This window comes from Bacillus sp. YBWC18 (assembly GCF_002998775.1).
GTDB lineage: Bacteria > Bacillota > Bacilli > Bacillales > Bacillaceae > Bacillus.
In genome coordinates this window covers 23,228-47,091 of the sequence record NZ_PVRI01000009.1, presented here as the reverse complement: position 1 = coordinate 47,091, position 23,864 = coordinate 23,228, and the positions used below count along the sequence as shown (strand labels likewise).

General features: G+C 42.0%; 28 protein-coding genes and 1 other annotated feature. All 28 genes read left to right on the top strand.

What is annotated here, in order from left to right:
• Window positions 1–5 precede the first annotated feature (5 nt).
• Window positions 6–662, top strand: coding sequence for an RNA polymerase sporulation sigma factor SigH (sigH, locus tag C6348_RS18215; protein ID WP_003217132.1), 657 nt, complete (start codon window positions 6–8; stop codon window positions 660–662).
• 76 nt (window positions 663–738) lie between these two features.
• Complete coding sequence (gene rpmG, locus C6348_RS18210; RefSeq protein WP_012008694.1) at window positions 739–888, top strand: 50S ribosomal protein L33; 150 nt, start codon at window positions 739–741, stop codon at window positions 886–888.
• A gap of 34 nt (window positions 889–922) precedes the next feature.
• On the top strand, window positions 923–1,099 hold the full coding sequence (secE, locus tag C6348_RS18205) for a preprotein translocase subunit SecE (RefSeq protein WP_003216942.1): 177 nt from the start codon (window positions 923–925) through the stop codon (window positions 1,097–1,099).
• A 170-nt stretch (window positions 1,100–1,269) separates the two neighbouring features.
• Complete coding sequence (nusG, locus tag C6348_RS18200) at window positions 1,270–1,803, top strand: transcription termination/antitermination protein NusG (RefSeq protein ID WP_003217197.1); 534 nt, start codon at window positions 1,270–1,272, stop codon at window positions 1,801–1,803.
• 171 nt (window positions 1,804–1,974) lie between these two features.
• Entirely contained in the window at window positions 1,975–2,400 is a 426-nt protein-coding gene (gene rplK, locus C6348_RS18195; RefSeq protein ID WP_003216956.1) for a 50S ribosomal protein L11, read from the top strand.
• Window positions 2,401–2,499: 99 nt separating this feature from the next.
• Window positions 2,500–3,198 carry a 50S ribosomal protein L1 gene (gene rplA, locus C6348_RS18190; RefSeq protein ID WP_034665623.1) on the top strand — a complete coding sequence of 233 codons (699 nt, stop codon included), beginning with the start codon at window positions 2,500–2,502 and terminating at the stop codon, window positions 3,196–3,198.
• Between the two features lie 48 nt (window positions 3,199–3,246).
• Window positions 3,247–3,387, top strand: a sequence feature (ribosomal protein L10 leader region).
• Between the two features lie 69 nt (window positions 3,388–3,456).
• Window positions 3,457–3,957: a 50S ribosomal protein L10 gene (rplJ, locus tag C6348_RS18185; protein ID WP_034665618.1), complete on the top strand. Its 501-nt coding sequence runs from the start codon at window positions 3,457–3,459 to the stop codon at window positions 3,955–3,957.
• Between the two features lie 41 nt (window positions 3,958–3,998).
• A complete protein-coding gene (rplL, locus tag C6348_RS18180; protein WP_003216952.1) occupies window positions 3,999–4,364 on the top strand; it encodes a 50S ribosomal protein L7/L12 in 366 nt (121 codons plus the stop codon).
• 96 nt (window positions 4,365–4,460) lie between these two features.
• Entirely contained in the window at window positions 4,461–5,066 is a 606-nt protein-coding gene (locus tag C6348_RS18175; protein WP_044139657.1) for a class I SAM-dependent methyltransferase, read from the top strand.
• A gap of 255 nt (window positions 5,067–5,321) precedes the next feature.
• The gene (gene rpoB, locus C6348_RS18170; protein ID WP_003217223.1) at window positions 5,322–8,903 is read left to right on the top strand and encodes a DNA-directed RNA polymerase subunit beta; all 3,582 of its coding nucleotides are present in this window, start codon (window positions 5,322–5,324) and stop codon (window positions 8,901–8,903) included.
• A 61-nt stretch (window positions 8,904–8,964) separates the two neighbouring features.
• A complete protein-coding gene (rpoC, locus tag C6348_RS18165; protein ID WP_106043926.1) occupies window positions 8,965–12,564 on the top strand; it encodes a DNA-directed RNA polymerase subunit beta' in 3,600 nt (1,199 codons plus the stop codon).
• A 145-nt stretch (window positions 12,565–12,709) separates the two neighbouring features.
• Complete coding sequence (locus C6348_RS18160; RefSeq protein ID WP_034665612.1) at window positions 12,710–12,958, top strand: 50S ribosomal protein L7ae-like protein; 249 nt, start codon at window positions 12,710–12,712, stop codon at window positions 12,956–12,958.
• 112 nt (window positions 12,959–13,070) lie between these two features.
• Window positions 13,071–13,490 carry a 30S ribosomal protein S12 gene (rpsL, locus tag C6348_RS18155; protein ID WP_003216962.1) on the top strand — a complete coding sequence of 140 codons (420 nt, stop codon included), beginning with the start codon at window positions 13,071–13,073 and terminating at the stop codon, window positions 13,488–13,490.
• A gap of 120 nt (window positions 13,491–13,610) precedes the next feature.
• The gene (rpsG, locus tag C6348_RS18150; protein WP_003216884.1) at window positions 13,611–14,081 is read left to right on the top strand and encodes a 30S ribosomal protein S7; all 471 of its coding nucleotides are present in this window, start codon (window positions 13,611–13,613) and stop codon (window positions 14,079–14,081) included.
• Window positions 14,082–14,135: 54 nt separating this feature from the next.
• Entirely contained in the window at window positions 14,136–16,214 is a 2,079-nt protein-coding gene (fusA, locus tag C6348_RS18145; protein WP_034665610.1) for an elongation factor G, read from the top strand.
• Between the two features lie 118 nt (window positions 16,215–16,332).
• The gene (tuf, locus tag C6348_RS18140; protein ID WP_034283892.1) at window positions 16,333–17,523 is read left to right on the top strand and encodes an elongation factor Tu; all 1,191 of its coding nucleotides are present in this window, start codon (window positions 16,333–16,335) and stop codon (window positions 17,521–17,523) included.
• A gap of 110 nt (window positions 17,524–17,633) precedes the next feature.
• The gene (locus tag C6348_RS18135; protein WP_106043925.1) at window positions 17,634–18,593 is read left to right on the top strand and encodes an alpha/beta fold hydrolase; all 960 of its coding nucleotides are present in this window, start codon (window positions 17,634–17,636) and stop codon (window positions 18,591–18,593) included.
• A gap of 218 nt (window positions 18,594–18,811) precedes the next feature.
• On the top strand, window positions 18,812–19,120 hold the full coding sequence (rpsJ, locus tag C6348_RS18130; protein ID WP_003156464.1) for a 30S ribosomal protein S10: 309 nt from the start codon (window positions 18,812–18,814) through the stop codon (window positions 19,118–19,120).
• Between the two features lie 37 nt (window positions 19,121–19,157).
• The gene (gene rplC / locus C6348_RS18125; protein ID WP_012008703.1) at window positions 19,158–19,787 is read left to right on the top strand and encodes a 50S ribosomal protein L3; all 630 of its coding nucleotides are present in this window, start codon (window positions 19,158–19,160) and stop codon (window positions 19,785–19,787) included.
• A gap of 27 nt (window positions 19,788–19,814) precedes the next feature.
• Window positions 19,815–20,438, top strand: coding sequence for a 50S ribosomal protein L4 (gene rplD / locus C6348_RS18120; RefSeq protein WP_007496312.1), 624 nt, complete (start codon window positions 19,815–19,817; stop codon window positions 20,436–20,438).
• A complete protein-coding gene (gene rplW / locus C6348_RS18115; RefSeq protein ID WP_003217016.1) occupies window positions 20,438–20,725 on the top strand; it encodes a 50S ribosomal protein L23 in 288 nt (95 codons plus the stop codon). Before rplD ends, rplW begins: the two co-directional genes overlap by 1 nt.
• Before the next feature lie 28 nt (window positions 20,726–20,753).
• Window positions 20,754–21,587, top strand: coding sequence for a 50S ribosomal protein L2 (gene rplB, locus C6348_RS18110; protein ID WP_106043924.1), 834 nt, complete (start codon window positions 20,754–20,756; stop codon window positions 21,585–21,587).
• Between the two features lie 57 nt (window positions 21,588–21,644).
• Window positions 21,645–21,923, top strand: a complete 279-nt coding sequence (rpsS, locus tag C6348_RS18105) for a 30S ribosomal protein S19 (RefSeq protein ID WP_003216920.1) — start codon at window positions 21,645–21,647, stop codon at window positions 21,921–21,923.
• Window positions 21,924–21,940: 17 nt separating this feature from the next.
• Entirely contained in the window at window positions 21,941–22,282 is a 342-nt protein-coding gene (rplV, locus tag C6348_RS18100; protein ID WP_007496316.1) for a 50S ribosomal protein L22, read from the top strand.
• A 3-nt stretch (window positions 22,283–22,285) separates the two neighbouring features.
• A complete protein-coding gene (gene rpsC / locus C6348_RS18095) occupies window positions 22,286–22,942 on the top strand; it encodes a 30S ribosomal protein S3 (protein ID WP_003217241.1) in 657 nt (218 codons plus the stop codon).
• 1 nt (window position 22,943) lies between these two features.
• Entirely contained in the window at window positions 22,944–23,378 is a 435-nt protein-coding gene (gene rplP / locus C6348_RS18090; RefSeq protein WP_003156478.1) for a 50S ribosomal protein L16, read from the top strand.
• Window positions 23,368–23,568 (top strand): 50S ribosomal protein L29, encoded by a 201-nt coding sequence (rpmC, locus tag C6348_RS18085; RefSeq protein WP_003217155.1) that lies wholly within the window; start codon window positions 23,368–23,370, stop codon window positions 23,566–23,568. The genes rplP and rpmC overlap by 11 nt, the downstream gene beginning before the upstream one ends.
• Window positions 23,569–23,593: 25 nt before the next feature.
• Complete coding sequence (gene rpsQ, locus C6348_RS18080; RefSeq protein WP_003216906.1) at window positions 23,594–23,857, top strand: 30S ribosomal protein S17; 264 nt, start codon at window positions 23,594–23,596, stop codon at window positions 23,855–23,857.
• Window positions 23,858–23,864: the final 7 nt, after the last annotated feature.

The window sequence follows — 23,864 nt, the reverse complement described above, 5'->3', positions numbered from 1 at the left end:
TCGAAGTGAATCTAAACAACAGCAAGGATAAATCCATCAGAGAGCAATTTTGCCAGTTGGAAGATGAACAAGTCATTGAAAGGGTTCATGTCGGAGATAGTGATGCGCTAGATTACTTAATAACGAAATACCGCAATTTTGTACGTGCAAAAGCAAGATCTTATTTCTTGATTGGAGCGGATCGAGAGGACATTGTCCAAGAGGGGATGATCGGACTTTATAAGTCTATCCGCGATTTCAGAGAGGACAAGCTTACTTCATTTAAGGCTTTTGCAGAATTATGTATTACCCGCCAAATTATCACCGCAATTAAAACAGCTACTCGCCAAAAACATATCCCGTTAAATTCCTATGTATCATTAGACAAGCCAATATATGATGAAGAATCAGACAGAACATTGTTGGACGTCATTTCCGGTGCTAAAGCGCTTAACCCAGAAGATTTAATCATTAGCAAAGAAGAATTTGATGATATTGAAATGAAAATGGGGGAACTACTAAGTGAGCTGGAAAGAAAGGTGCTTGTGCTTTACCTTGATGGCAGATCCTATCAAGAGATTTCTGAAGATTTAAACCGTCATGTGAAATCAATTGATAACGCACTCCAAAGAGTAAAGAGAAAATTAGAGAAATATTTAGAGCTTCGCGAGATTAGTCTCTAATCAAACCTATATTGACAGCTTTTTCGACACTGTGATAAGGTACTAAGGAAATGATGTTGAGAAAATAGGTGTAAATATGAGGAAAAAGATTACTCTAGCCTGTAAAGACTGCGGAAGCCGCAATTATACGACAATGAAAAGTGATGCTTCAGCAGCTGAAAGATTAGAAGTTAAGAAATATTGCAAGACTTGTAATTCACATAAAACACATTTAGAAACGAAGTAAGATTTGCGTTCTTTAATCTGTGGAGGTCTTTTACATGCGTATTATCAGTTTCTTAAAAAGTGTCGGGAAAGAAATGAAAAAGGTCAGCTGGCCAAAGAAAAACGAAATGATTCGCTACACAATCACGGTTATTTTAACAGTCGTATTCTTTGCAATCTTTTTCTCTTTTCTTGATATAGGAATCTCACAATTAATCGAATTAATTCATTAATACTTGAATAATGGTCTGCTGAACGTGCTATAATAGATCATAATATGACTTGCCAAAAAACCCGTTTTACGGGTTTTTTCAATTGCTTGAAAATATTTACCGGTACTCGAGATTCGTCAAATAGACATTACGAAATGTGGGGAGGGAAGGACTGAATAGTCCTGAACGAAATGGAAAAGAATTGGTATGTTGTGCATACGTACTCTGGCTATGAAAACAAAGTAAAAGCAAACTTGGAAAAGCGTGTTGAATCAATGGGCATGCAGGATAAAATCTTCCGCGTTGTCGTACCAGAAGAAGAAGAAACAGATATTAAAAATGGTAAGAAAAAAGTCGTCAAAAAGAAAGTATTCCCTGGCTATGTCCTAGTGGAAATCGTGATGACTGACGACTCTTGGTATGTTGTTCGTAATACACCAGGTGTCACAGGATTCGTTGGATCAGCTGGATCAGGCTCAAAGCCGACAGCGCTGCTGCCAGGCGAAGCCGAAACCATTCTGAAGAGAATGGGTCTTGAAGAACGCAAAACAGAAATCGACTTTGAATTGAAAGAAACAGTCAAGGTAATCGACGGACCATTTGCTAACTTCACAGGCTCTATCGAAGAGATTGATTACGATAAAAGCAAAGTCAAAGTATTCGTTAATATGTTTGGTAGAGAAACACCCGTGGAACTTGAGTTCACGCAGATCGATAAATTGTAATTCAAAAGAGCTTGAAATGAGTGTATAGAAGTGGTAATATAGCAAAGGTACGTCTTGAGTTCGCTCAAGATCGCTAGCTAGTTATTTCGTCATTCATATAAAGAATGAAGTTGTTGAGTGGGAGGGGGATTCCCCTATTACCACATCACGGACTTTAAGGAGGTGTGTCTCGTGGCTAAAAAAGTAGTTAAAGTTGTTAAATTGCAAATTCCTGCTGGAAAAGCTAACCCAGCTCCACCAGTTGGACCTGCACTAGGTCAAGCCGGTGTTAATATCATGGGATTCTGTAAGGAGTTTAATGCTCGTACAGCTGACCAAGCTGGTCTTATCATTCCTGTTGAAATTTCGGTTTTTGAAGACCGTTCATTTACATTTATTACTAAAACTCCACCTGCTGCAGTTTTACTTAAAAAAGCAGCTGGTATTGAGTCTGGTTCTGGTGAACCTAACCGTAATAAAGTGGCAACTGTTAAGCGTGATAAAGTACGCGAAATCGCGGAAACAAAAATGCCTGACTTAAACGCTGCTAGCGTTGAATCAGCTATGCGCATGGTTGAAGGTACTGCACGCAGTATGGGTATTGTCATCGAAGATTAATTTATTGTCTTGTTGGGTTGCGAGTTTGGTTTTGACAAGTTCGCAACCCTTATTCGTGGGAGGTTATTCCGCTAAAACCACATAAGGAGGATTTTTATAATGGCTAAAAAAGGTAAAAAGTATGTAGAAGCTGCTAAGCTGATCGAACGTACTAAAGCGTATGATGTAGCTGAAGCTGTTTCTCTTACAAAAAAAGCAAATACAGCGAAATTTGATGCGACTGTAGAAGTTGCTTTTCGTTTGGGCGTAGACCCTCGTAAAAACGATCAACAAATCCGCGGTGCAGTTGTACTTCCTAACGGAACTGGTAAAACTCAACGCGTTCTTGTGTTCGCTAAAGGCGAAAAAGCAAAAGAAGCAGAAGCTGCTGGAGCAGACTACGTTGGAGATTCTGATTACATCACTAAAATCCAACAAGGCTGGTTCGAATTCGATGTAATCGTAGCAACACCTGACATGATGGGTGAAGTTGGTAAGATCGGTCGTGTACTTGGACCAAAAGGTCTTATGCCAAACCCTAAAACAGGAACTGTTACATTCGAAGTAGAAAAAGCAATCAATGAAATCAAAGCTGGTAAAGTAGAATACCGCGTTGATAAAGCTGGTAACATCCACGCGCCAATCGGAAAGGTTTCTTTCGAGGACGAAAAGCTTGTTGAGAACTTTGCAACAATCTATGATACAATCCTTAAAGCAAAACCTGCAGCGGCTAAAGGTGTATACGTGAAAAATGTTTCTGTTACAACTACTATGGGCCCTGGCGTGAAAGTGGATCCATCTTCTTTCTCTGCAAAATAAATCTTGACTTATCACAATCGTTTTGATAATATCAAAATGTTGTAAAATAGAATATGTCCATTTATACCGTAGACAGCAGGGGCCTTATGGCTTAATTAACCCGCCGAGGTGTATATGTCACAGTCTTACGTTAACGTATGCTTGTATATACAGCCTCCATGTCTTAATGGAGGCTTTTTATATGGAGAACCGTTCGTTAGGAACGTGATGGCCTGATCGGTATAAGTGTTACACAAAGAATGTACAGGAGGTGTAACCATGAGCAATGCAATCGATACTAAAAAAGTTGTCGTTGATGAAATTACTTCTAAATTTAAAGACAGTATGTCTACTGTAATTGTAGATTACCGTGGTCTTTCAGTTTCTGAAGTGACTGAACTTCGTAAACAGCTTCGTGATGCTGGCGTAGAATTCAAAGTTTACAAAAATACTTTGACTCGCCGTGCAGTTGAACAAGTTGAACTAACGGGTTTAAACGATTTCTTAACAGGTCCAAACGCTATCGCATTCAGTAACGAAGATGTTATCGCACCTGCGAAAATCATCAACGAATTTGCGAAAAGCCACGAAGCTTTAGAAATCAAAGCTGGTGTCATCGAAGGAAACGTAGCGACTGTAGAAGAAGTGAAGGCTCTTGCGGAACTTCCGTCTCGCGAAGGCTTACTTTCTATGTTGCTTAGCGTTCTTCAAGCTCCAGTTCGTAACCTTGCTCTTGCTACTAAAGCAGTTGCAGAACAAAAAGAAGAACAAGGCGCTTAATGCGTACTTAACGTAAAAAACTTAAAATGGAGGAATTACAAATGGCTTTAAATATCGAAGAAATCATTGCTTCAGTTAAAGAAGCAACTGTACTTGAGTTAAACGACTTAGTAAAAGCAATCGAAGAAGAATTTGGCGTAACTGCTGCTGCTCCTGTAGCTGTAGCTGCAGCTGGTGGTGCCGCTGCTGAAGAGAAAACTGATTTTGATCTAGTACTTGCTGGTGCTGGAGACCAAAAAATCAAAGTTATCAAAGTGGTTCGTGAAATCACTGGTCTTGGCTTGAAAGAGGCTAAAGAACTTGTTGACAACACTCCAAAACCACTTAAAGAAGGTATTGCTAAAGAAGAAGCTGAAGAACTTAAAGCTAAGCTTGAAGAAGTTGGCGCTTCTGTAGAAGTTAAGTAATCTTCGCCTAATCTTTTGGGAAAGCTCGCTTTTACTGGCGGGCTTTTTCTTTTCTATTCTCCTGAAACGATTGAATCCAGAGGAGGTCCATTCATCATGAGTGACCACTATTATACGGAAAAGCCATCAGTGAAAAGCAATAAACAGACATGGGACTTCACCTTGAGAAACCGTACCTTTACTTTTACAAGTGACAGTGGAGTGTTTTCTAAGAAAGAAGTCGACTTTGGTTCAAGGCTTTTAATTGAAGCTTTTGAAGAACCTGACGTGGATGGCGATGTCTTAGATGTCGGTTGCGGTTATGGACCGATTGGCTTATCGTTAGCAAACGAAATGACGAGCCGCACCATTCATATGATTGATGTGAACGAAAGAGCAGTCGAACTTTCAAAGGAAAACGCTAAACATAATCGCATTGATAATGTCCGCATCTATCAAAGTGATTTGTTCTCGAATGTTCATTCATCAGCTGCTTTTGCCTCTATACTGACCAATCCCCCAATACGGGCAGGGAAGAAAGTTGTACATGCGATCTTTGAAAAAAGTGCTGATCATTTATTGCCGGAAGGTGAGTTGTGGGTGGTTATTCAGAAAAAGCAGGGCGGACCATCTGCGATTGAAAAATTAGAACAGCTCTTTGGAGAAGTCGAGGTTGTATTGAAAAAAAAGGGCTACTATATTATCAAAGCTAAAAAAGTTTGACGCAGTTTCCTAGCTGTGTTAACATTATAAAATGCCAATGTGTATATTTTGCTTGATAGGCTTAAAAAACAACTATTTTGTATAAATTATGCATACTTGGGAAAACTAATAAAATCGGTATTTGTTTTTGGATGTGGTTTTCTTATTTTAGAAACCCTTTTTTCTTTTGTCTTGTAAAAGTATTTCTTTACTGACATTTGAAAGGCTGAAATACTTTTTACACATATAATACGCATGATTTGAGGGGTGAATCAGTTGACAGGTCAACTAGTTCAGTATGGACGACACCGCCAGCGCAGAAGCTACGCACGCATAAGCGAAGTGTTAGAATTACCAAATCTCATTGAAATTCAAACCTCTTCTTATCAGTGGTTTCTTGATGAGGGTCTTAGAGAGATGTTTCAAGATATATCCCCAATTGAGGATTTTACTGGTAACCTTTCTCTTGAATTCATTGATTACAGCCTAGGGGATCCTAAGTATCCTGTAGCAGAATCAAAAGAACGTGATGTAACTTACTCTGCTCCACTAAGAGTAAAAGTTCGTTTAATTAACAAAGAAACTGGAGAAGTAAAAGACCAAGATGTGTTCATGGGTGATTTCCCAATCATGACAGACACAGGTACTTTTATCATTAACGGTGCGGAACGTGTAATCGTTTCTCAGTTAGTGCGTTCTCCAAGTGTATATTTCAGTGGTAAAGTAGACAAAAACGGTAAAAAAGGTTTTACTGCGACTGTCATTCCAAACCGTGGCGCATGGTTAGAATACGAAACTGATGCGAAGGATGTAGTCTATGTACGCATCGATCGCACACGTAAGTTGCCGGTTACGGTTCTTTTGCGTGCTCTCGGCTTCAGCTCTGATCAAGAGATTCTTGACCTCATTGGCGAGAATGAATACTTACGCAACACGCTGGAAAAAGACAATACAGAGAATGCGGATAAAGCACTTCTCGAAATCTACGAGCGCCTCCGTCCTGGAGAGCCGCCAACTGTTGAAAATGCGAAAAGCCTGCTAGACTCTCGCTTCTTCGATCCGAAGAGATATGACCTAGCTAATGTTGGACGCTACAAGATTAATAAAAAGCTTCATATTAAAAATAGACTGTTCAATCAAAAATTGGCTGAAACGTTAGTTGACCCTGAAACAGGTGAAATTCTAGCAGAAAAAGGTCAAATTTTAGACAGAAGAGTTCTTGATAAAGTTCTTCCATACTTAGAAAACGGCATCGGATTTAGAAAGCTTTATCCAAATGGTGGCGTAGTAGAAGATGAAGTAGAACTTCAATCTATTAAGATTTATGCACCGTCTGATCAAGAAGGCGAGCAAGTGATCAACGTGATCGGGAATGCATACGTAGAGGAAGCTGTGAAAAACATCACGCCTTCTGACATCATTGCATCGATCAGTTACTTCTTCAACCTTCTTCATGGTGTAGGTGACACAGATGATATCGATCACCTTGGTAACCGTCGCCTGCGTTCTGTAGGTGAGCTTCTGCAAAACCAATTCCGTATTGGTTTAAGCAGAATGGAGCGTGTTGTTCGTGAAAGAATGTCGATCCAAGACACAAACACGATCACACCTCAGCAACTGATCAACATCCGTCCTGTGATCGCTTCTATCAAAGAGTTCTTTGGTAGCTCTCAGCTTTCTCAGTTCATGGATCAAACAAACCCGCTTGCTGAATTGACGCACAAACGTCGTCTGTCGGCGCTTGGACCGGGTGGTTTGACACGTGAGCGTGCAGGAATGGAAGTTCGTGACGTTCACTACTCTCACTATGGCCGTATGTGTCCGATTGAAACACCAGAGGGTCCAAACATCGGTTTGATCAACTCTCTATCTTCATTTGCAAAAGTGAATCGCTTCGGCTTTATTGAAACACCTTACCGCCGGGTTGACCCTGAAACAGGTAAAGTGACACCGAGAATCGATTACTTAACTGCTGATGAAGAGGATAACTACGTTGTAGCACAAGCGAATGCTATATTAGGTGAAGATGGTTCGTTTATCGATGATAATATCATTGCTCGTTTCAGAGGGGAAAACACAGTTGTTCCTCGAAACCGCGTTGACTACATGGACGTTTCGCCAAAGCAGGTTGTTTCTGCAGCGACAGCATGTATCCCATTCTTAGAAAACGATGACTCTAACCGTGCTCTAATGGGAGCGAACATGCAACGTCAGGCTGTGCCTTTGATGCAGCCGGAATCACCGATTGTTGGTACAGGTATGGAGTATGTATCAGGGAAAGACTCTGGTGCTGCTGTTATCTGCCGCTACCCTGGTGTTGTAGAACGTGTTGAAGCGAAAAATATTTGGGTTCGTCGCTATGAAGACGTTGACGGACAACAAGTCAAAGGAAATCTAGACAAATACAGCTTGCTGAAATTTGTCCGCTCTAACCAAGGGACTTGCTACAACCAGCGTCCAATCGTAAGTGTTGGAGATGAAGTCGTAAAAGGAGAAATCCTTGCAGACGGTCCTTCAATGGAAAAAGGTGAATTGGCTCTAGGACGTAACGTCATGGTCGGCTTCATGACTTGGGACGGTTATAACTACGAGGATGCGATCATCATGAGTGAGCGCCTTGTAAAAGATGACGTCTACACGTCTATTCATATTGAAGAATATGAATCAGAAGCTCGTGATACAAAGCTTGGACCGGAAGAAATCACTCGTGATATTCCAAACGTTGGGGAAGATGCTTTACGCAACCTTGACGAGCGCGGAATCATCCGTATTGGTGCAGAAGTAAAAGACGGAGACCTTCTTGTAGGGAAAGTAACGCCTAAAGGTGTAACAGAACTAACAGCTGAAGAACGTCTATTACATGCAATCTTCGGTGAAAAGGCTCGTGAAGTGCGTGATACGTCTCTACGTGTTCCACACGGCGGCGGCGGAATTATCCACGACGTCAAAGTCTTTAACCGTGAAGATGGAGATGAATTACCTCCAGGTGTAAACCAGTTAGTCCGCGTATACATCGTTCAGAAGCGTAAAATTTCTGAAGGTGACAAAATGGCCGGACGACATGGTAACAAAGGGGTTATCTCTAAAATCCTTCCAGAAGAAGATATGCCGTATCTTCCAGATGGAACACCGATTGATATCATGTTAAACCCTCTAGGGGTACCATCTCGAATGAACATCGGTCAGGTACTTGAGCTTCATATGGGTATGGCTGCACGTTACCTTGGCATCCACATTGCGTCACCAGTATTTGATGGTGCGCGCGAGGAAGATGTTTGGGAAACGCTTGAAGAAGCAGGTATGTCCCGTGATGCGAAAACAGTCCTTTATGACGGTCGAACTGGTGAACCATTCGATAACCGTGTATCAGTCGGAATCATGTACATGATCAAACTGGCTCACATGGTTGACGATAAACTTCACGCTCGTTCAACTGGACCATACTCACTTGTTACGCAGCAGCCACTTGGCGGTAAAGCACAGTTTGGTGGTCAGCGTTTCGGAGAGATGGAAGTATGGGCGCTTGAAGCTTACGGTGCAGCATACACACTTCAAGAGATCTTAACAGTTAAATCGGATGACGTTGTAGGTCGTGTGAAAACATACGAGGCCATCGTCAAAGGGGATAACGTCCCTGAACCAGGTGTCCCTGAATCATTCAAAGTGTTAATTAAAGAACTTCAAAGTTTAGGTATGGATGTCAAAATCCTATCTGGCGATGAAGAAGAGATAGAAATGAGAGATTTAGAAGACGATGAGGAAACGAAGAAAGCAGACGGATTAGCGTTATCTAATGACGAAGATGCTGCAGACCTCGCACCTGTCGATCTTGAACGTGACGCAGTCACAAAAGAATAGCAGAAACGATTAGAGCAAGTGACTAGGGTATAACCCGAAGATTAAAAGGGAGGTAGGCCCCTTGCTAGATGTGAACAATTTTGAGTATATGAACATCGGTCTCGCATCACCTGATAAAATCCGTTCTTGGTCTTTTGGTGAAGTGAAAAAGCCTGAAACGATTAACTATCGTACACTGAAACCTGAAAAAGATGGTCTCTTTTGTGAACGTATCTTCGGACCGCAAAAAGACTGGGAATGTCATTGTGGAAAGTATAAACGCGTTCGTTATAAGGGTGTTGTATGTGACCGTTGTGGTGTAGAAGTAACACGGGCAAAAGTCCGTCGTGAGAGAATGGGGCATATCGAACTGGCTGCCCCAGTTTCCCACATTTGGTATTTCAAAGGTATCCCAAGCCGTATGGGTCTTGTTCTTGATATGTCACCACGTGCGTTAGAAGAAGTGATTTACTTCGCTTCTTACGTTGTGACAGATCCGGGCAACACACCGCTTGAGAAGAAACAACTTCTTTCTGAGAAGGAATTCCGTGCGTATTTAGATAAATACGGTAATACGTTCCAAGCAGCTATGGGTGCAGAAGCAATCAATAAACTTCTTCAAGATATCGATCTTGTAAAAGAAGTAGATACACTGAAAGAAGAGCTGAAAACTGCTCAAGGACAGCGTCGTACACGTGCGATTAAACGCCTTGAAGTGCTAGAAGCCTTCCGTAACTCAGGAAACAAACCATCATGGATGATTCTTGATGTACTTCCGGTTATTCCGCCAGAATTACGTCCAATGGTCCAGCTTGATGGTGGACGTTTTGCTACTTCTGACTTAAACGACCTTTATCGTCGTGTTATCAACCGTAACAATCGTCTGAAACGTTTATTAGATCTTGGTGCGCCAAGCATCATCGTTCAGAACGAGAAGCGTATGCTTCAAGAAGCTGTCGATGCCTTGATTGATAATGGACGTAGAGGCCGACCAGTAACAGGACCAGGAAATAGACCATTGAAATCTCTTTCTCATATGCTGAAAGGGAAACAAGGACGTTTCCGTCAAAACTTGCTCGGTAAACGTGTTGACTATTCTGGACGTTCCGTTATCGTCGTAGGACCACATTTGAAAATGTATCAGTGTGGACTTCCAAAAGAAATGGCTCTTGAATTATTCAAACCATTCGTGATGAAGGAGCTTGTTGAAAAAGGTTTAGCTCACAACATCAAGAGTGCGAAGCGTAAAATTGAGCGCGTGCAGCCGGAAGTATGGGATGTTTTAGAATCAGTTATTCGTGAGCACCCAGTCTTACTAAACCGTGCACCGACTCTTCACAGACTTGGTATTCAAGCGTTTGAACCTACACTTGTGGAAGGACGCGCAATTCGTCTGCATCCACTTGTATGTACAGCCTACAACGCTGACTTTGACGGTGACCAAATGGCGGTTCACGTACCATTATCTGCTGAGGCTCAAGCTGAAGCTCGTATCTTAATGCTTGCTGCTCAAAACATTTTGAACCCGAAAGATGGAAAACCTGTTGTTACGCCATCTCAGGATATGGTGCTTGGTAACTACTACCTTACACTTGAGCGTAAAGGTGCTATCGGAGAAGGTATGGTCTTCAAAGATACTGACGAAGCCCTTCTAGCTTATCAAAATGGGTATGTGCATCTTCATACACGTGTAGCTGTTGCAGCTAGCTCGTTGAAGAATGTGACATTCACTGATGAACAGCGTTCTAAATTGTTGATTACAACAGTTGGAAAACTGATCTTTAACGAAATCTTACCGGAATCATTCCCTTACATGAATGAGCCGACAAAGAGCAATATTGAAGAAAAAACGCCTGACCGCTTCTTCCTTGAAAAAGGTGAGGATGTCAAAGTTGCGATCGAGAAACAAGAAATCAATGCGCCGTTCAAAAAAGGTATTTTAGGTAAAATCATTGCGGAAATCTTTAAGAGATTCCATATCACTGAGACATCTAAAATGCTTGACCGCATGAAAAATCTTGGTTTCAAATACTCTACTAAAGCGGGTATTACGGTTGGTGTGTCTGACATCGTCGTATTAGATGATAAGCAGAAGATCCTCGAAGAAGCACAAGCAAAAGTAGATAACGTCTTGAAGCAATTCAGACGTGGTTTGATTACTGAAGAAGAGCGTTACGAGAGAGTCATTTCGATCTGGAGTTCTTCTAAAGATGTCATCCAAGGTAAACTGATGAAGTCCCTTGATGAAGTCAACCCAATCTACATGATGAGTGACTCTGGAGCGCGTGGTAACGCATCTAACTTCACTCAGCTGGCTGGTATGCGTGGTCTGATGGCCAACCCGGCTGGACGTATCATTGAACTTCCGATTAAATCTAGTTTCCGTGAAGGTTTAACCGTATTGGAATACTTTATTTCCACTCACGGAGCGCGTAAAGGTCTTGCCGATACAGCCCTTAAAACAGCTGACTCAGGTTACCTCACGCGTCGTCTCGTCGACGTTGCACAGGATGTTATCATCCGTGAAACAGATTGCGGTACAGACCGTGGTATCTTGGCGAAGTCCATTAGAGAAGGAAATGAAATTATTGAGAAGCTTGAAGAACGTCTGATCGGACGTTTTGCAAGAAAACCAATTGTTCATCCTGAAACGGGCGAAGTCATTGTGGACGAAAACGAACTAATTGATGAAGATAAAGCACTTGAAGTAGTTGAAGCAGGAATTGAGGAAGTATGGATCCGTTCTGCATTTACATGTAACACGCCTCATGGTGTATGTAAACGATGCTACGGCCGTAACCTTGCAACTGGTACTGACGTTGAAGTCGGTGAAGCAGTTGGAATCATTGCTGCTCAATCAATCGGTGAGCCAGGAACACAGCTTACAATGCGTACGTTCCACACCGGCGGGGTAGCAGGAGACGATATCACACAAGGTTTACCTCGTATCCAAGAGCTATTTGAAGCACGTAATCCGAAAGGGCAAGCGACCATTTCTGAAATTGATGGTGTCGTTGCTGAAATTAACGATGTTCGTGACAAGCAGCAGGAAATTGTGGTTCAAGGCGACGTTGAAACTCGTTCTTACACAGCTCCTTACAATGCGCGTCTGAAAGTTGTTGAAGGTGACAAAGTCACTCGTGGTCAAGTACTGACAGAAGGTTCGATCGATCCGAAAGAACTTCTTAAAGTGACTGACATGACAGCTGTTCAAGAATATCTGCTTCATGAAGTACAAAAAGTATACCGTATGCAAGGGGTAGAAATCGGAGATAAGCACGTTGAGGTAATGGTTCGCCAAATGCTTCGTAAAGTGCGTGTCGCTGATGCAGGGGATACAGATGTATTACCAGGCACACTTCTTGATGTACATCAATTCACTGAAGCGAACAAAAAAGTACTATTCGAAGGCAAACGTCCTGCAACAGGTCGTCCAGTTCTTCTTGGTATTACAAAAGCATCGCTTGAAACAGACTCATTCTTGTCTGCGGCATCCTTCCAAGAAACGACTCGTGTCCTAACAGATGCGGCGATCAAAGGAAAACGTGATGAACTGCTTGGCTTGAAAGAGAATGTTATCATCGGTAAACTTGTTCCAGCTGGAACAGGAATGCCAAACTACCGCAAAGTTAAGCCGGTTTCACAAGTGCAGCCGTCTGACGATATGGTTCCTGTAGAGTAATCTTTCTCGTGAGATTCCTATAAAATCATCAAAAAATGGTGAAGGATGTCAAGATAATCTGTCATATGATATTGACATCCTTCTGCCATGATGATAATATAACCAAGGTGCTCAAAATAAAACCTGTTACTTTGGAGGATATTCGATGTCTTATGATAAAGTATCACAGGCTCAATCCATTATTATTGGTACGAAGCAAACAGTAAAAGCTCTGAAACGAGATTCAGTAAAGGAAATCGTCGTAGCGAAAGATGCTGATCCTGCTTTAACAGCTAGTGTAATAAAACTAGCGCAAGAGAAGGGTGTAGACATTTTAGTGGTAGATTCCATGAAAAAGCTCGGCAAAGCCTGCGGAATTGAAGTTGGGGCAGCAGCTGTTGCCATTATGTTATAGCGTACTTGTTTTGTTTTTGCATGTGTAAATGCAAAAGCATTGTTTTTTGCCTTTTGATGAACCACCTGGGTATGTGGGTTATAAAAAAAGCAACGAAGGGAGGAATAACAACATGCCTACAATTAATCAGCTAATACGCAAAGGACGCGTGAGTAAAGTTGAAAACTCAAAGTCTCCTGCACTTAACAAAGGATACAACAGTTTCAAAAAAGAGCACACTAACGTAACATCTCCACAGAAGCGCGGGGTTTGTACTCGTGTCGGTACAATGACACCGAAAAAACCAAACTCAGCACTACGTAAATATGCTCGTGTACGTTTGTCTAACCTGATTGAGGTAACAGCTTACATTCCTGGTATCGGACATAATCTACAAGAGCACAGTGTAGTACTTATCCGTGGCGGACGTGTAAAAGACTTACCGGGTGTACGTTACCACATCGTTCGTGGTGCGCTTGATACTGCCGGAGTTGACGGTCGTATGCAAGGACGTTCTAAATACGGAACAAAACGCCCTAAACAAAGCAAATAATACAAACAAACATAAGGGTTTTTAGAAGTTGATATCAGATCAGTGGAGTCAGGCAACTGACAATGATATTGAGATGAGAGACAGATAGAAATCCTTTTAAATGAGAAGGGAGGCTATCAGATGCCACGTAAAGGTCCTGTAGCAAAAAGAGACGTATTGCCAGATCCAATTTACAATTCTAAACTTGTATCTCGTTTGATCAACAAAATGATGATCGACGGTAAAAGAGGAAAGTCACAAACAATTCTCTACAAGTCATTTGATATCATCAAAGAACGTACTGGTAATGAAGCGATGGAGGTTTTCGAACAAGCCTTGAAAAACATCATGCCAGTTCTTGAAGTTAAAGCACGTCGTGTAGGTGGAGCCAACTACCAAGTTCCTGTAGAAGTTCGCCCAGACCGTCGTACTACTTTAGGTCTTCGCTGGTTAGTAAACTACGCTCGTCTTCGTGGAGAAAAAACGATGGAAGAGCGTCTTGCTAACGAAATCCTTGACGCAGCTAACAACACTGGTGCTGCTGTTAAGAAACGTGAAGATACACACAAAATGGCAGAAGCGAACAAAGCATTCGCTCACTACCGCTGGTAGGATTTATACCAAACTAAAAAAACTATTCCCTAATAAGGAAGGAGAAATTACCCAATGGCAAGAGAGTTCTCCTTAGACAAAACTCGTAATATTGGTATCATGGCTCACATCGATGCCGGTAAAACGACAACGACTGAGCGTATCTTATACTACACTGGTCGTATCCATAAAATTGGCGAAACTCACGAAGGAGCTTCCCAAATGGACTGGATGGAGCAGGAGCAAGAACGTGGTATTACAATCACTTCTGCTGCTACTACAGCACAATGGAAAGGTTACCGTGTAAACATCATCGATACACCAGGACACGTAGACTTCACAGTTGAAGTTGAACGTTCTTTACGTGTACTTGATGGTGCGGTTACTGTTCTAGATGCACAATCAGGTGTAGAGCCACAAACTGAAACAGTTTGGCGCCAAGCAACAACTTACGGAGTACCTCGTATCGTATTCATTAACAAAATGGATAAAACAGGTGCGGACTTCCTTTACTCTGTAGGCACATTAAGAGATCGTCTTCAAGCGAACGCTCATGCAATTCAATTGCCGATCGGCGCTGAAGATCAATTCGAAGGAATCATCGACCTTGTAGAAAACGTAGCATACTTCTACGAAGATGACCTTGGAACTCGCTCTGATGCACAAGAAATCCCTGCTGAGTATAAAGACAAAGCTGAAGAGCTTCGCAACAGCCTAATTGAAGCTGTCGCTGAGCTTGACGAAGAGCTTATGGAAAAATACCTTGAGGGTGAAGAAATTACAATTCCTGAATTGAAAGCTGCAATCCGTAAAGGAACGTTGAATGTTGAATTCTATCCAGTTCTTGTTGGATCTGCTTTCAAAAACAAAGGTGTTCAGCTTGTACTTGACGCTGTGCTTGATTACCTTCCTGCACCAACTGATGTTGCTGCAATCAAAGGTACCTTGCCAGATTCAAATGAAGAGGTTGTACGTGAGTCTACTGATGACGCACCATTCGCAGCCCTTGCTTTTAAAGTAATGACTGACCCTTATGTTGGGAAACTAACTTTCTTCCGTGTATACTCTGGAACACTTGATTCTGGTTCTTACGTGAAGAACTCTTCTAAGAACAAGCGTGAGCGTGTTGGACGTATCCTTCAAATGCACGCAAACAGCCGTGAAGAAATCTCTACTGTATATGCAGGGGATATCGCAGCAGCTGTAGGTCTTAAAGATACATCAACTGGTGACACTCTTTGTGACGAGAAAAGTCTTGTTATCCTTGAGTCTATGGAATTCCCAGAGCCAGTTATCGATGTAGCAATCGAGCCTAAGTCTAAGGCTGACCAAGATAAAATGGGTATCGCTTTAGCTAAACTAGCTGAAGAGGATCCAACATTCCGTACACAAACAAACACTGAAACTGGTCAAACGATCATCTCTGGTATGGGTGAGCTTCACCTTGATATCATTGTTGACCGTATGAAGCGTGAGTTCAAGGTTGAAGCTAACGTAGGAGCTCCTCAAGTTGCGTACCGTGAAACATTCCGTTCTGGTGCAAAAGTTGAAGGTAAATTCGTACGTCAGTCTGGTGGACGCGGTCAGTTCGGACACGTTTGGATCGAATTCGAACCAAACGAAGAAGGCGCAGGCTTCGAATTCCAAAATGCAATCGTCGGTGGGGTTGTTCCTCGTGAATACATTCCAGCTATTCAAGCAGGTCTTGAAGATTCACTTGAAAATGGTGTATTAGCTGGATTCCCATTAATCGACATCAAAGCAAAATTATTTGATGGATCTTACCACGATGTTGACTCTAACGAAATGGCGTTTAAAATTGCTGCATCTATGGCATTGAAAAATGCTGTCAGCAAATGTAACCCAGTTCTACTTGAGCCAATGATGAAAGTGGAAGTCGTTATCCCTGAAGAATACATGGGAGACATCATGGGTGATATCACATCTCGTCGTGGACGTGTAGAAGGTATGGAAGCTCGCGGTAACGCTCAAGTTGTTCGCGCAATGGTTCCACTTTCTGAAATGTTCGGATATGCAACTGCACTCCGTTCTAATACACAAGGACGCGGTACTTTCACTATGCACATGGATCACTACGAAGAAGTGCCTAAGAGCATCAGTGAAGAAATCATCAAAAAAAATAAAGGTGAATAATTGATTTTGCCTTTAAACTAAAGTATAACTACTATTGAAGATCAGAAAGTGAGAGGTAACTCTTCACTTTCTATCACTCTATACCAAATACAATGAACCTTTAAGGAGGATTTTTAGAATGGCTAAAGAAAAATTCGACCGTTCCAAATCGCATGCTAACATTGGTACAATTGGACACGTTGACCATGGTAAAACAACTCTAACTGCTGCTATCTCAACAGTTCTTCATAAGAAATCTGGTAAAGGTACGGCTATGGCTTATGACCAAATCGATGGTGCTCCAGAAGAGCGCGAGCGTGGAATCACAATCTCAACAGCACACGTTGAGTATGAAACTGAAACTCGTCACTATGCACACGTAGACTGCCCAGGACACGCTGACTATGTTAAAAACATGATCACTGGTGCTGCTCAAATGGACGGCGCGATCTTAGTAGTATCTGCTGCTGATGGTCCAATGCCACAAACACGTGAGCACATCCTACTTTCTCGTAACGTAGGTGTACCATACATCGTAGTATTCCTTAACAAATGTGACATGGTTGACGATGAAGAGTTACTTGAACTTGTTGAAATGGAAGTTCGTGACCTTCTTTCTGACTATGACTTCCCTGGTGACGATGTACCTGTTATCAAAGGTTCTGCTCTTAAAGCTCTTGAAGGTGATGCTGATTACGAAGCAAAAATCTTTGAACTTATGGATGCGGTTGATGAGTACATCCCAACTCCAGAGCGTGACACTGAGAAGCCATTCATGATGCCAGTTGAGGACGTATTCTCAATCACTGGTCGTGGAACAGTTGCTACTGGTCGTGTTGAGCGTGGACAAGTTAAAGTCGGTGACGAAGTTGAAATCATCGGTCTTCAAGAAGAAAACGGTAAAACAACTGTTACAGGTGTTGAAATGTTCCGTAAGCTTCTTGACTATGCTGAAGCTGGTGACAACATCGGTGCACTACTTCGTGGTGTATCTCGTGAAGATATCCAACGTGGTCAAGTACTTGCTAAACCAGGTACAATCACTCCACATAGCCGTTTCAAAGCTGAAGTTTATGTACTTTCTAAAGAAGAGGGTGGACGTCATACTCCATTCTTCGCTAACTACCGTCCGCAGTTCTACTTCCGTACAACTGACGTAACTGGTATCGTACATCTTCCAGAAGGTACTGAAATGGTAATGCCTGGCGATAACACTGAGATGGAAGTTGAACTTATCTCTACTATCGCTATCGAAGAAGGAACTCGTTTCTCTATCCGTGAGGGTGGACGTACTGTAGGTTCTGGCGTCGTTTCAACTATCATTAAGTAATAAAACATATAAAAGAGACTCCTTGCAAAAGGGTCTCTTTTTTTGCTTTTCCAGATCAGAACGGCTACTATAAGCTATAGAATCTAATTGGAACCGAGAGGATCACTGGAATGGCGAAGATATATTTGAAGAAATGGTTAATCGGCGGGGTTGACCAATGGATTATGATCAAAGAAGATCACACAAATGAAGCGAAGCCTGTTCTTTTATTTTTACACGGTGGGCCCGGCTCCGCTCAAATCAGCTATATTGACTCGTTTCATGAGGAACTTAATCAAGATTTTACAGTAGTTCATTGGGATCAGCGAGGCGCGGGACTTTCATATCAAAAGAATCTCCCCGATACTTCCATGACCATTCAGCAATTTATTGAAGATACGATTGAACTGACAGAGAAAGTCCTTTCATATCTAGGTCAATCAAAATTGTACATCGCAGGATATTCATGGGGATCATTAATCGCCATACAAGCAGTACATAAGCGTCCAGATCTATATCATGCTTATTATGGAATTAGTCAGGTAGTAGATGTATTAAAAGAAGATATTGTGTCGTACGAGCTCCTTTTGGAGAAATACCATCGGAATCGGTTGTTTACTTGGTGCCTGCGATTACTGACGCCTCCTCCGTGGAAACGAATATCAGCTCATGCTCTGTTCTCTCTCTATAAAGAGCTCGGAAGCGTAGGTCTCACACATAGGTGGAGGCCGCTTATTCAAATGCTGCGCGGATTTCTTTTTAATAAGGAATATCAACTGAAAGATAAGTGGAAGTTCCTTAAAGGACAGAAGTTTAGTCAGGACATGCTATGGGATGAATTGATGAATGAGAGCATTGAATACCGAGTTTCTACTATATTAATACCTTGCTACTTTATCATTGGCGCATATGACATGATTACACCAGCTGCTGTATCAAAACCATATGTTGATCAATTAACAGCACCAATCAAAGAATGGTTCACCTTTAAAGAATCTGCACATTCCCCGCATCTAGAAGAACCAGAAGAATTTATCCGTACCATAAAAAAGACTGCTGTACATCATCTTCAGGGAAAGCTTGATTTATAGGCTGAACCCCTGTATAATATGAAAAGTGTGCAAATCATAAATTTATCCGATTTATTATTGCAACACGCAGGCCAATTTGGTACAATAGTGCATGTTGGTCTTTGACTGCGATGAAGTGAGAGGTTGCTGACACACCCGGCCGCTTTGCCATGGCAAGGTGATCAGGTTTTTCTCACGGAGAACTGTCTAACGTAAGTAGGCGAAAAGGAGGGAAAATAATGGCAAAACAAAAAATTCGTATTCGTTTAAAAGCATATGATCATAGAATTCTTGATCAATCTGCTGAGAAGATTGTTGAAACGGCTAAGCGTTCTGGTGCTAGTGTATCTGGTCCAATCCCGCTTCCAACTGAAAAATCAGTTTACACAATCCTTCGTGCGGTGCATAAGTACAAAGATTCTCGTGAGCAATTTGAGATGCGTACTCACAAACGTCTAATCGACATCGTGAATCCAACTCCACAAACAGTTGATGCACTTATGCGTTTAGATTTACCATCTGGTGTAGATATCGAAATCAAACTTTAATTCAAATAGAAAACACATATTATAGGAGGTGTGACTAATGACCAAAGGAATCTTAGGTAGAAAAATTGGTATGACGCAAGTATTCGCAGAAAACGGTGATCTTATCCCTGTAACTGTTGTTGAGGCTGCTGCTAACGTTGTTCTTCAAAAGAAGACTACTGACACGGATGGCTATGAAGCAATCCAAATCGGTTTTGACGACAAACGTGAAAAGCTTTCTAACAAACCAGAGAAGGGCCACGTTGCTAAAGCGGAAACTGCTCCTAAGCGCTTCGTAAAAGAATTACGCGGTGCGGAGTTAGATGCGTATGAAGTTGGTCAGGAAGTCAAAGTTGATATTTTCGCAAATGGAGATATCGTAGATGTAACAGGAACATCAAAAGGTAAAGGATTCCAAGGGGCTATCAAGCGCCACGGACAATCACGCGGACCAATGACTCACGGTTCACGTTACCACCGTCGTCCTGGTTCAATGGGACCTGTTGATCCAAACCGAGTATTCAAAGGTAAACTTCTTCCAGGTCGTATGGGCGGAGAGCAAATCACTGTCCAAAACCTTGAGATCGTTAAAGTTGATGCAGAACGCAATCTACTATTGATCAAAGGAAATGTACCAGGAGCTAAAAAATCTCTAGTAACTGTAAAGAGTGCAGTTAAATCTAAATAACTCTCTTAGGAAAGGAGGAAACAAGTCATGCCAAAAGTAGCATTATTTAACCAAAACGGTTCTACTAACGGTGAAATCGAATTAAACGCTTCTGTGTTTGGAATCGAGCCAAACGAAAGCGTAGTATTCGATGCTATTCTTATGCAAAGAGCTTCCTTACGTCAAGGAACTCATAAAGTAAAAACTCGTTCTGAAGTACGTGGCGGAGGTCGTAAGCCTTGGAGACAGAAGGGTACAGGTCGTGCTCGTCAAGGTTCTATTCGTTCACCACAATGGCGCGGAGGCGGTATCGTATTCGGTCCAACACCACGCAGTTATTCATATAAATTACCTAAAAAAGTTCGCCGCTTGGCTATCAAGTCAGTATTGTCTTCTAAAGTAATCGACAACAACATCATCGTTCTTGAAGATTTGACTCTTGATGCAGTGAAAACGAAAGAATTCGCAGGCATCCTTAAAGGATTATCTGTTGAGAAGAAAGCGTTGATCGTCACTGCGGATGCAAACGAAACAGTTGCTTTATCTGCTCGTAACATCCCTGGAGTAACAGTTGTTGAAGCTAACGGTATCAACGTTCTTGACGTTGTCAACCACGACAAACTTCTGATCACTAAAGCAGCGGTTGAAAAAGTAGAGGAGGGACTTGCATAATGAAAGATCCTCGTGATGTTCTAAAGCGCCCTATCATTACTGAACGTTCTGCTGATCTAATGACAGAGAAGAAGTACACGTTCGAAGTTGATGTCAGAGCTAACAAAACAGAAGTGAAAGACGCTGTTGAAGAAATCTTTGGAGTGAAAGTTGAGAAAGTCAACGTTCAAAACTACAAAGGAAAATCTAAACGCGTTGGACGCTACACTGGTATGACTAGCCGTCGCAGAAAAGCGATCGTGAAATTAACTGCTGACAGCAAAGAAATCGAAATTTTTGAAGCGTAAATCTTAAAAAGAAGGAGGGAAATTCAAAATGGCGATTAAAAAGTATAAACCAACCAGTAATGGTCGTCGTGGCATGACTACTTCAGATTTTGCTGAAATCACGACTGACAAACCAGAAAAATCGTTGCTTGCACCGCTTCACAGAAAAGGCGGACGTAACAACCAAGGTAGATTGACTGTTCGTCATCAAGGTGGCGGTCATAAACGTCAATACCGTATCATCGACTTTAAGCGTGATAAAGACGGTATACCTGGACGCGTTGCTACAATCGAGTATGATCCAAACCGTTCAGCGAACATCGCTCTTGTAAACTATGCAGATGGTGAGAAACGTTACATTCTTGCTCCGAAAGGAATCCAAGTTGGTACTGAAGTTACTTCTGGATCAGAAGCTGACATCAAACCAGGTAATGCTCTTCCACTTATCAACATCCCAGTTGGTACAGTTGTGCATAACATTGAATTAAAACCAGGTAAAGGTGGACAATTAGTTCGTTCTGCTGGTACTTCTGCTCAAGTTCTTGGTAAAGAAGGTAAATACGTTCTTGTACGTTTGAACTCAGGAGAAGTTCGCATGATTCTTTCTGCTTGCCGTGCGACTATCGGTCAAGTTGGAAACGAGCAACACGAATTAATTAACATCGGTAAAGCTGGACGTTCTCGCTGGAAAGGCGTACGCCCAACAGTTCGTGGTTCTGTAATGAACCCTAACGATCACCCACACGGTGGTGGTGAAGGACGCGCTCCAATCGGACGTAAATCACCAATGTCTCCATGGGGTAAACCGACTCTTGGATTCAAGACTCGTAAGAAAACCAACAAGTCTGATAAATTCATTGTACGTCGTCGTAAAAACAAGTAACGGGGTTGTCTACGGTTCATTTAGGACCGTAGTTCAATCACGAAGGGAGGTTCCACAATGGCTCGCAGCTTAAAAAAAGGACCATTTGTTGATGATCATTTGATGGCTAAAGTCGAGAAATTGAATGAAACTGACAAAAAGCAAGTCGTAAAAACTTGGTCTCGTCGTTCTACAATTTTCCCACAATTCATCGGTCACACAATCGCTGTCTATGACGGACGCAAACATGTACCTGTTTTCATTTCTGAAGATATGGTAGGTCACAAATTGGGCGAATTCGCACCAAGCCGTACTTACAAAGGTCATGCTAGTGACGATAAAAAAACAAGACGCTAATGAGAGGAGGCTTTTAAATGCAAGCTAAAGCTGTCGCAAGAACAGTCCGTATTGCTCCTCGTAAAGCACGTCTAGTAATGGACCTGATCCGAGGTAAGCAAGTAGGAGAAGCAGTTTCTATCTTAAACCTTACACCTAAGGCTGCTTCACCAATTATTGAAAAAGTATTAAAATCTGCTATCGCAAACGCTGAGCACAACTACGAGTTGGACGCTAACAGCCTAGTGATTACTCAAGCATTCGTTGACGAAGGTCCAACACTTAAGAGATTCCGTCCACGTGCTATGGGTCGTGCGAGCGCAATTAACAAACGTACTAGCCACATTACAATCGTTGTATCAGAAAAGAAGGAGGGATAATCCGTGGGTCAAAAGGTAAATCCAGTAGGTCTTCGTATTGGCGTCATTCGTGATTGGGAATCTAAATGGTTCGCAGGAAAAGATTACGCTGACTTCTTACATGAAGACTTGAAAATCCGTGAATTCATCAGCAAGCGTTTGTCTGACGCGTCTGTTTCTAAAGTAGAAATCGAACGTGCTGCAAACCGCGTAAATATCACAATCCACACGGCTAAACCAGGTATGGTAATTGGTAAAGGCGGATCTGAAGTTGAAGCACTTCGTAAAGCTCTTAACAGCCTAACTGGCAAACGTGTACACATCAACATTCTTGAAATCAAGAGAGCAGATCTTGATGCTCAGCTAGTTGCTGAAAACATCGCTCGTCAACTTGAAAATCGTATTTCATTCCGTCGTGCACAAAAACAAACAATCCAACGCACAATGCGTGCTGGAGCACAAGGAATCAAAACAATGGTTTCTGGTCGTCTTGGCGGTGCAGATATTGCTCGTTCTGAATATTACAGTGAAGGTACTGTTCCGTTGCACACACTTCGTGCTGACATCGACTATGCTACTGCTGAAGCTGACACTACTTATGGTAAGCTTGGCGTAAAAGTATGGATCTATCGTGGAGAAGTCCTTCCAACTAAGAAGAATACTGCGGAAGGAGGAAAATAATATGTTATTGCCAAAACGCGTGAAGTATCGCAGAGAACATCGTGGGAAAATGCGTGGTCGTGCAAAAGGTGGCACTGAAGTACATTTCGGTGAGTACGGTATCCAAGCTCTTGAAGCTTCTTGGATCACGAACCGTCAAATCGAAGCTGCTCGTATTGCTATGACTCGTTACATGAAACGTGGCGGTAAAGTTTGGATTAAAATTTTCCCTTCTAAGCCATACACAGCTAAACCTCTAGAAGTCCGCATGGGTTCCGGTAAAGGTGCTCCAGAAGGATGGGTAGCTGTAGTAAAACCGGGCAAAGTTTTATTTGAAATTTCTGGTGTGTCTGAAGAAGTTGCTCGTGAAGCTCTTCGTCTTGCATCTCACAAATTGCCAATTAAAACGAAGTTCGTAAAACGTGAAGAAATTGGTGGTGAATCAAATGAAAGCTAATGAAATTCGTGACCTTACCACTGCTGAAATTGAACAAAAAGTAAAGTCTCTTAAAGAAGAACTTTTCAATCTTCGTTTCCAATTAGCGACTGGGCAGCTTGAAAACACTGCTCGCATTCGTGAAGTGCGTAAATCAATCGCACGCATGAAAACTGTGATTCGTCAAAGAGAAATCGCTGCTAATAAATAATAATTAGAGGGGAGGCCCCGCAAACATGAGCGAACGTAACCAACGTAAAGTGTATCAAGGTCGTGTTGTTTCTGACAAAATGGATAAAACCATCACTGTTGTAGTTGAAACATACAAAAAGCATTCACTTTATGGCAAACGTGTAAGATACTCTAAGAAGTTCAAAGCACATGATGAAAACAACCAAGCAAAAATCGGAGACATCGTAAAGGTCATGGAAACTCGTCCTTTATCTGCGACTAAACGCTTTCGTCTAGTTGAAGTTGTCGAAGAAGCCGTTATTATCTAATAAAGTT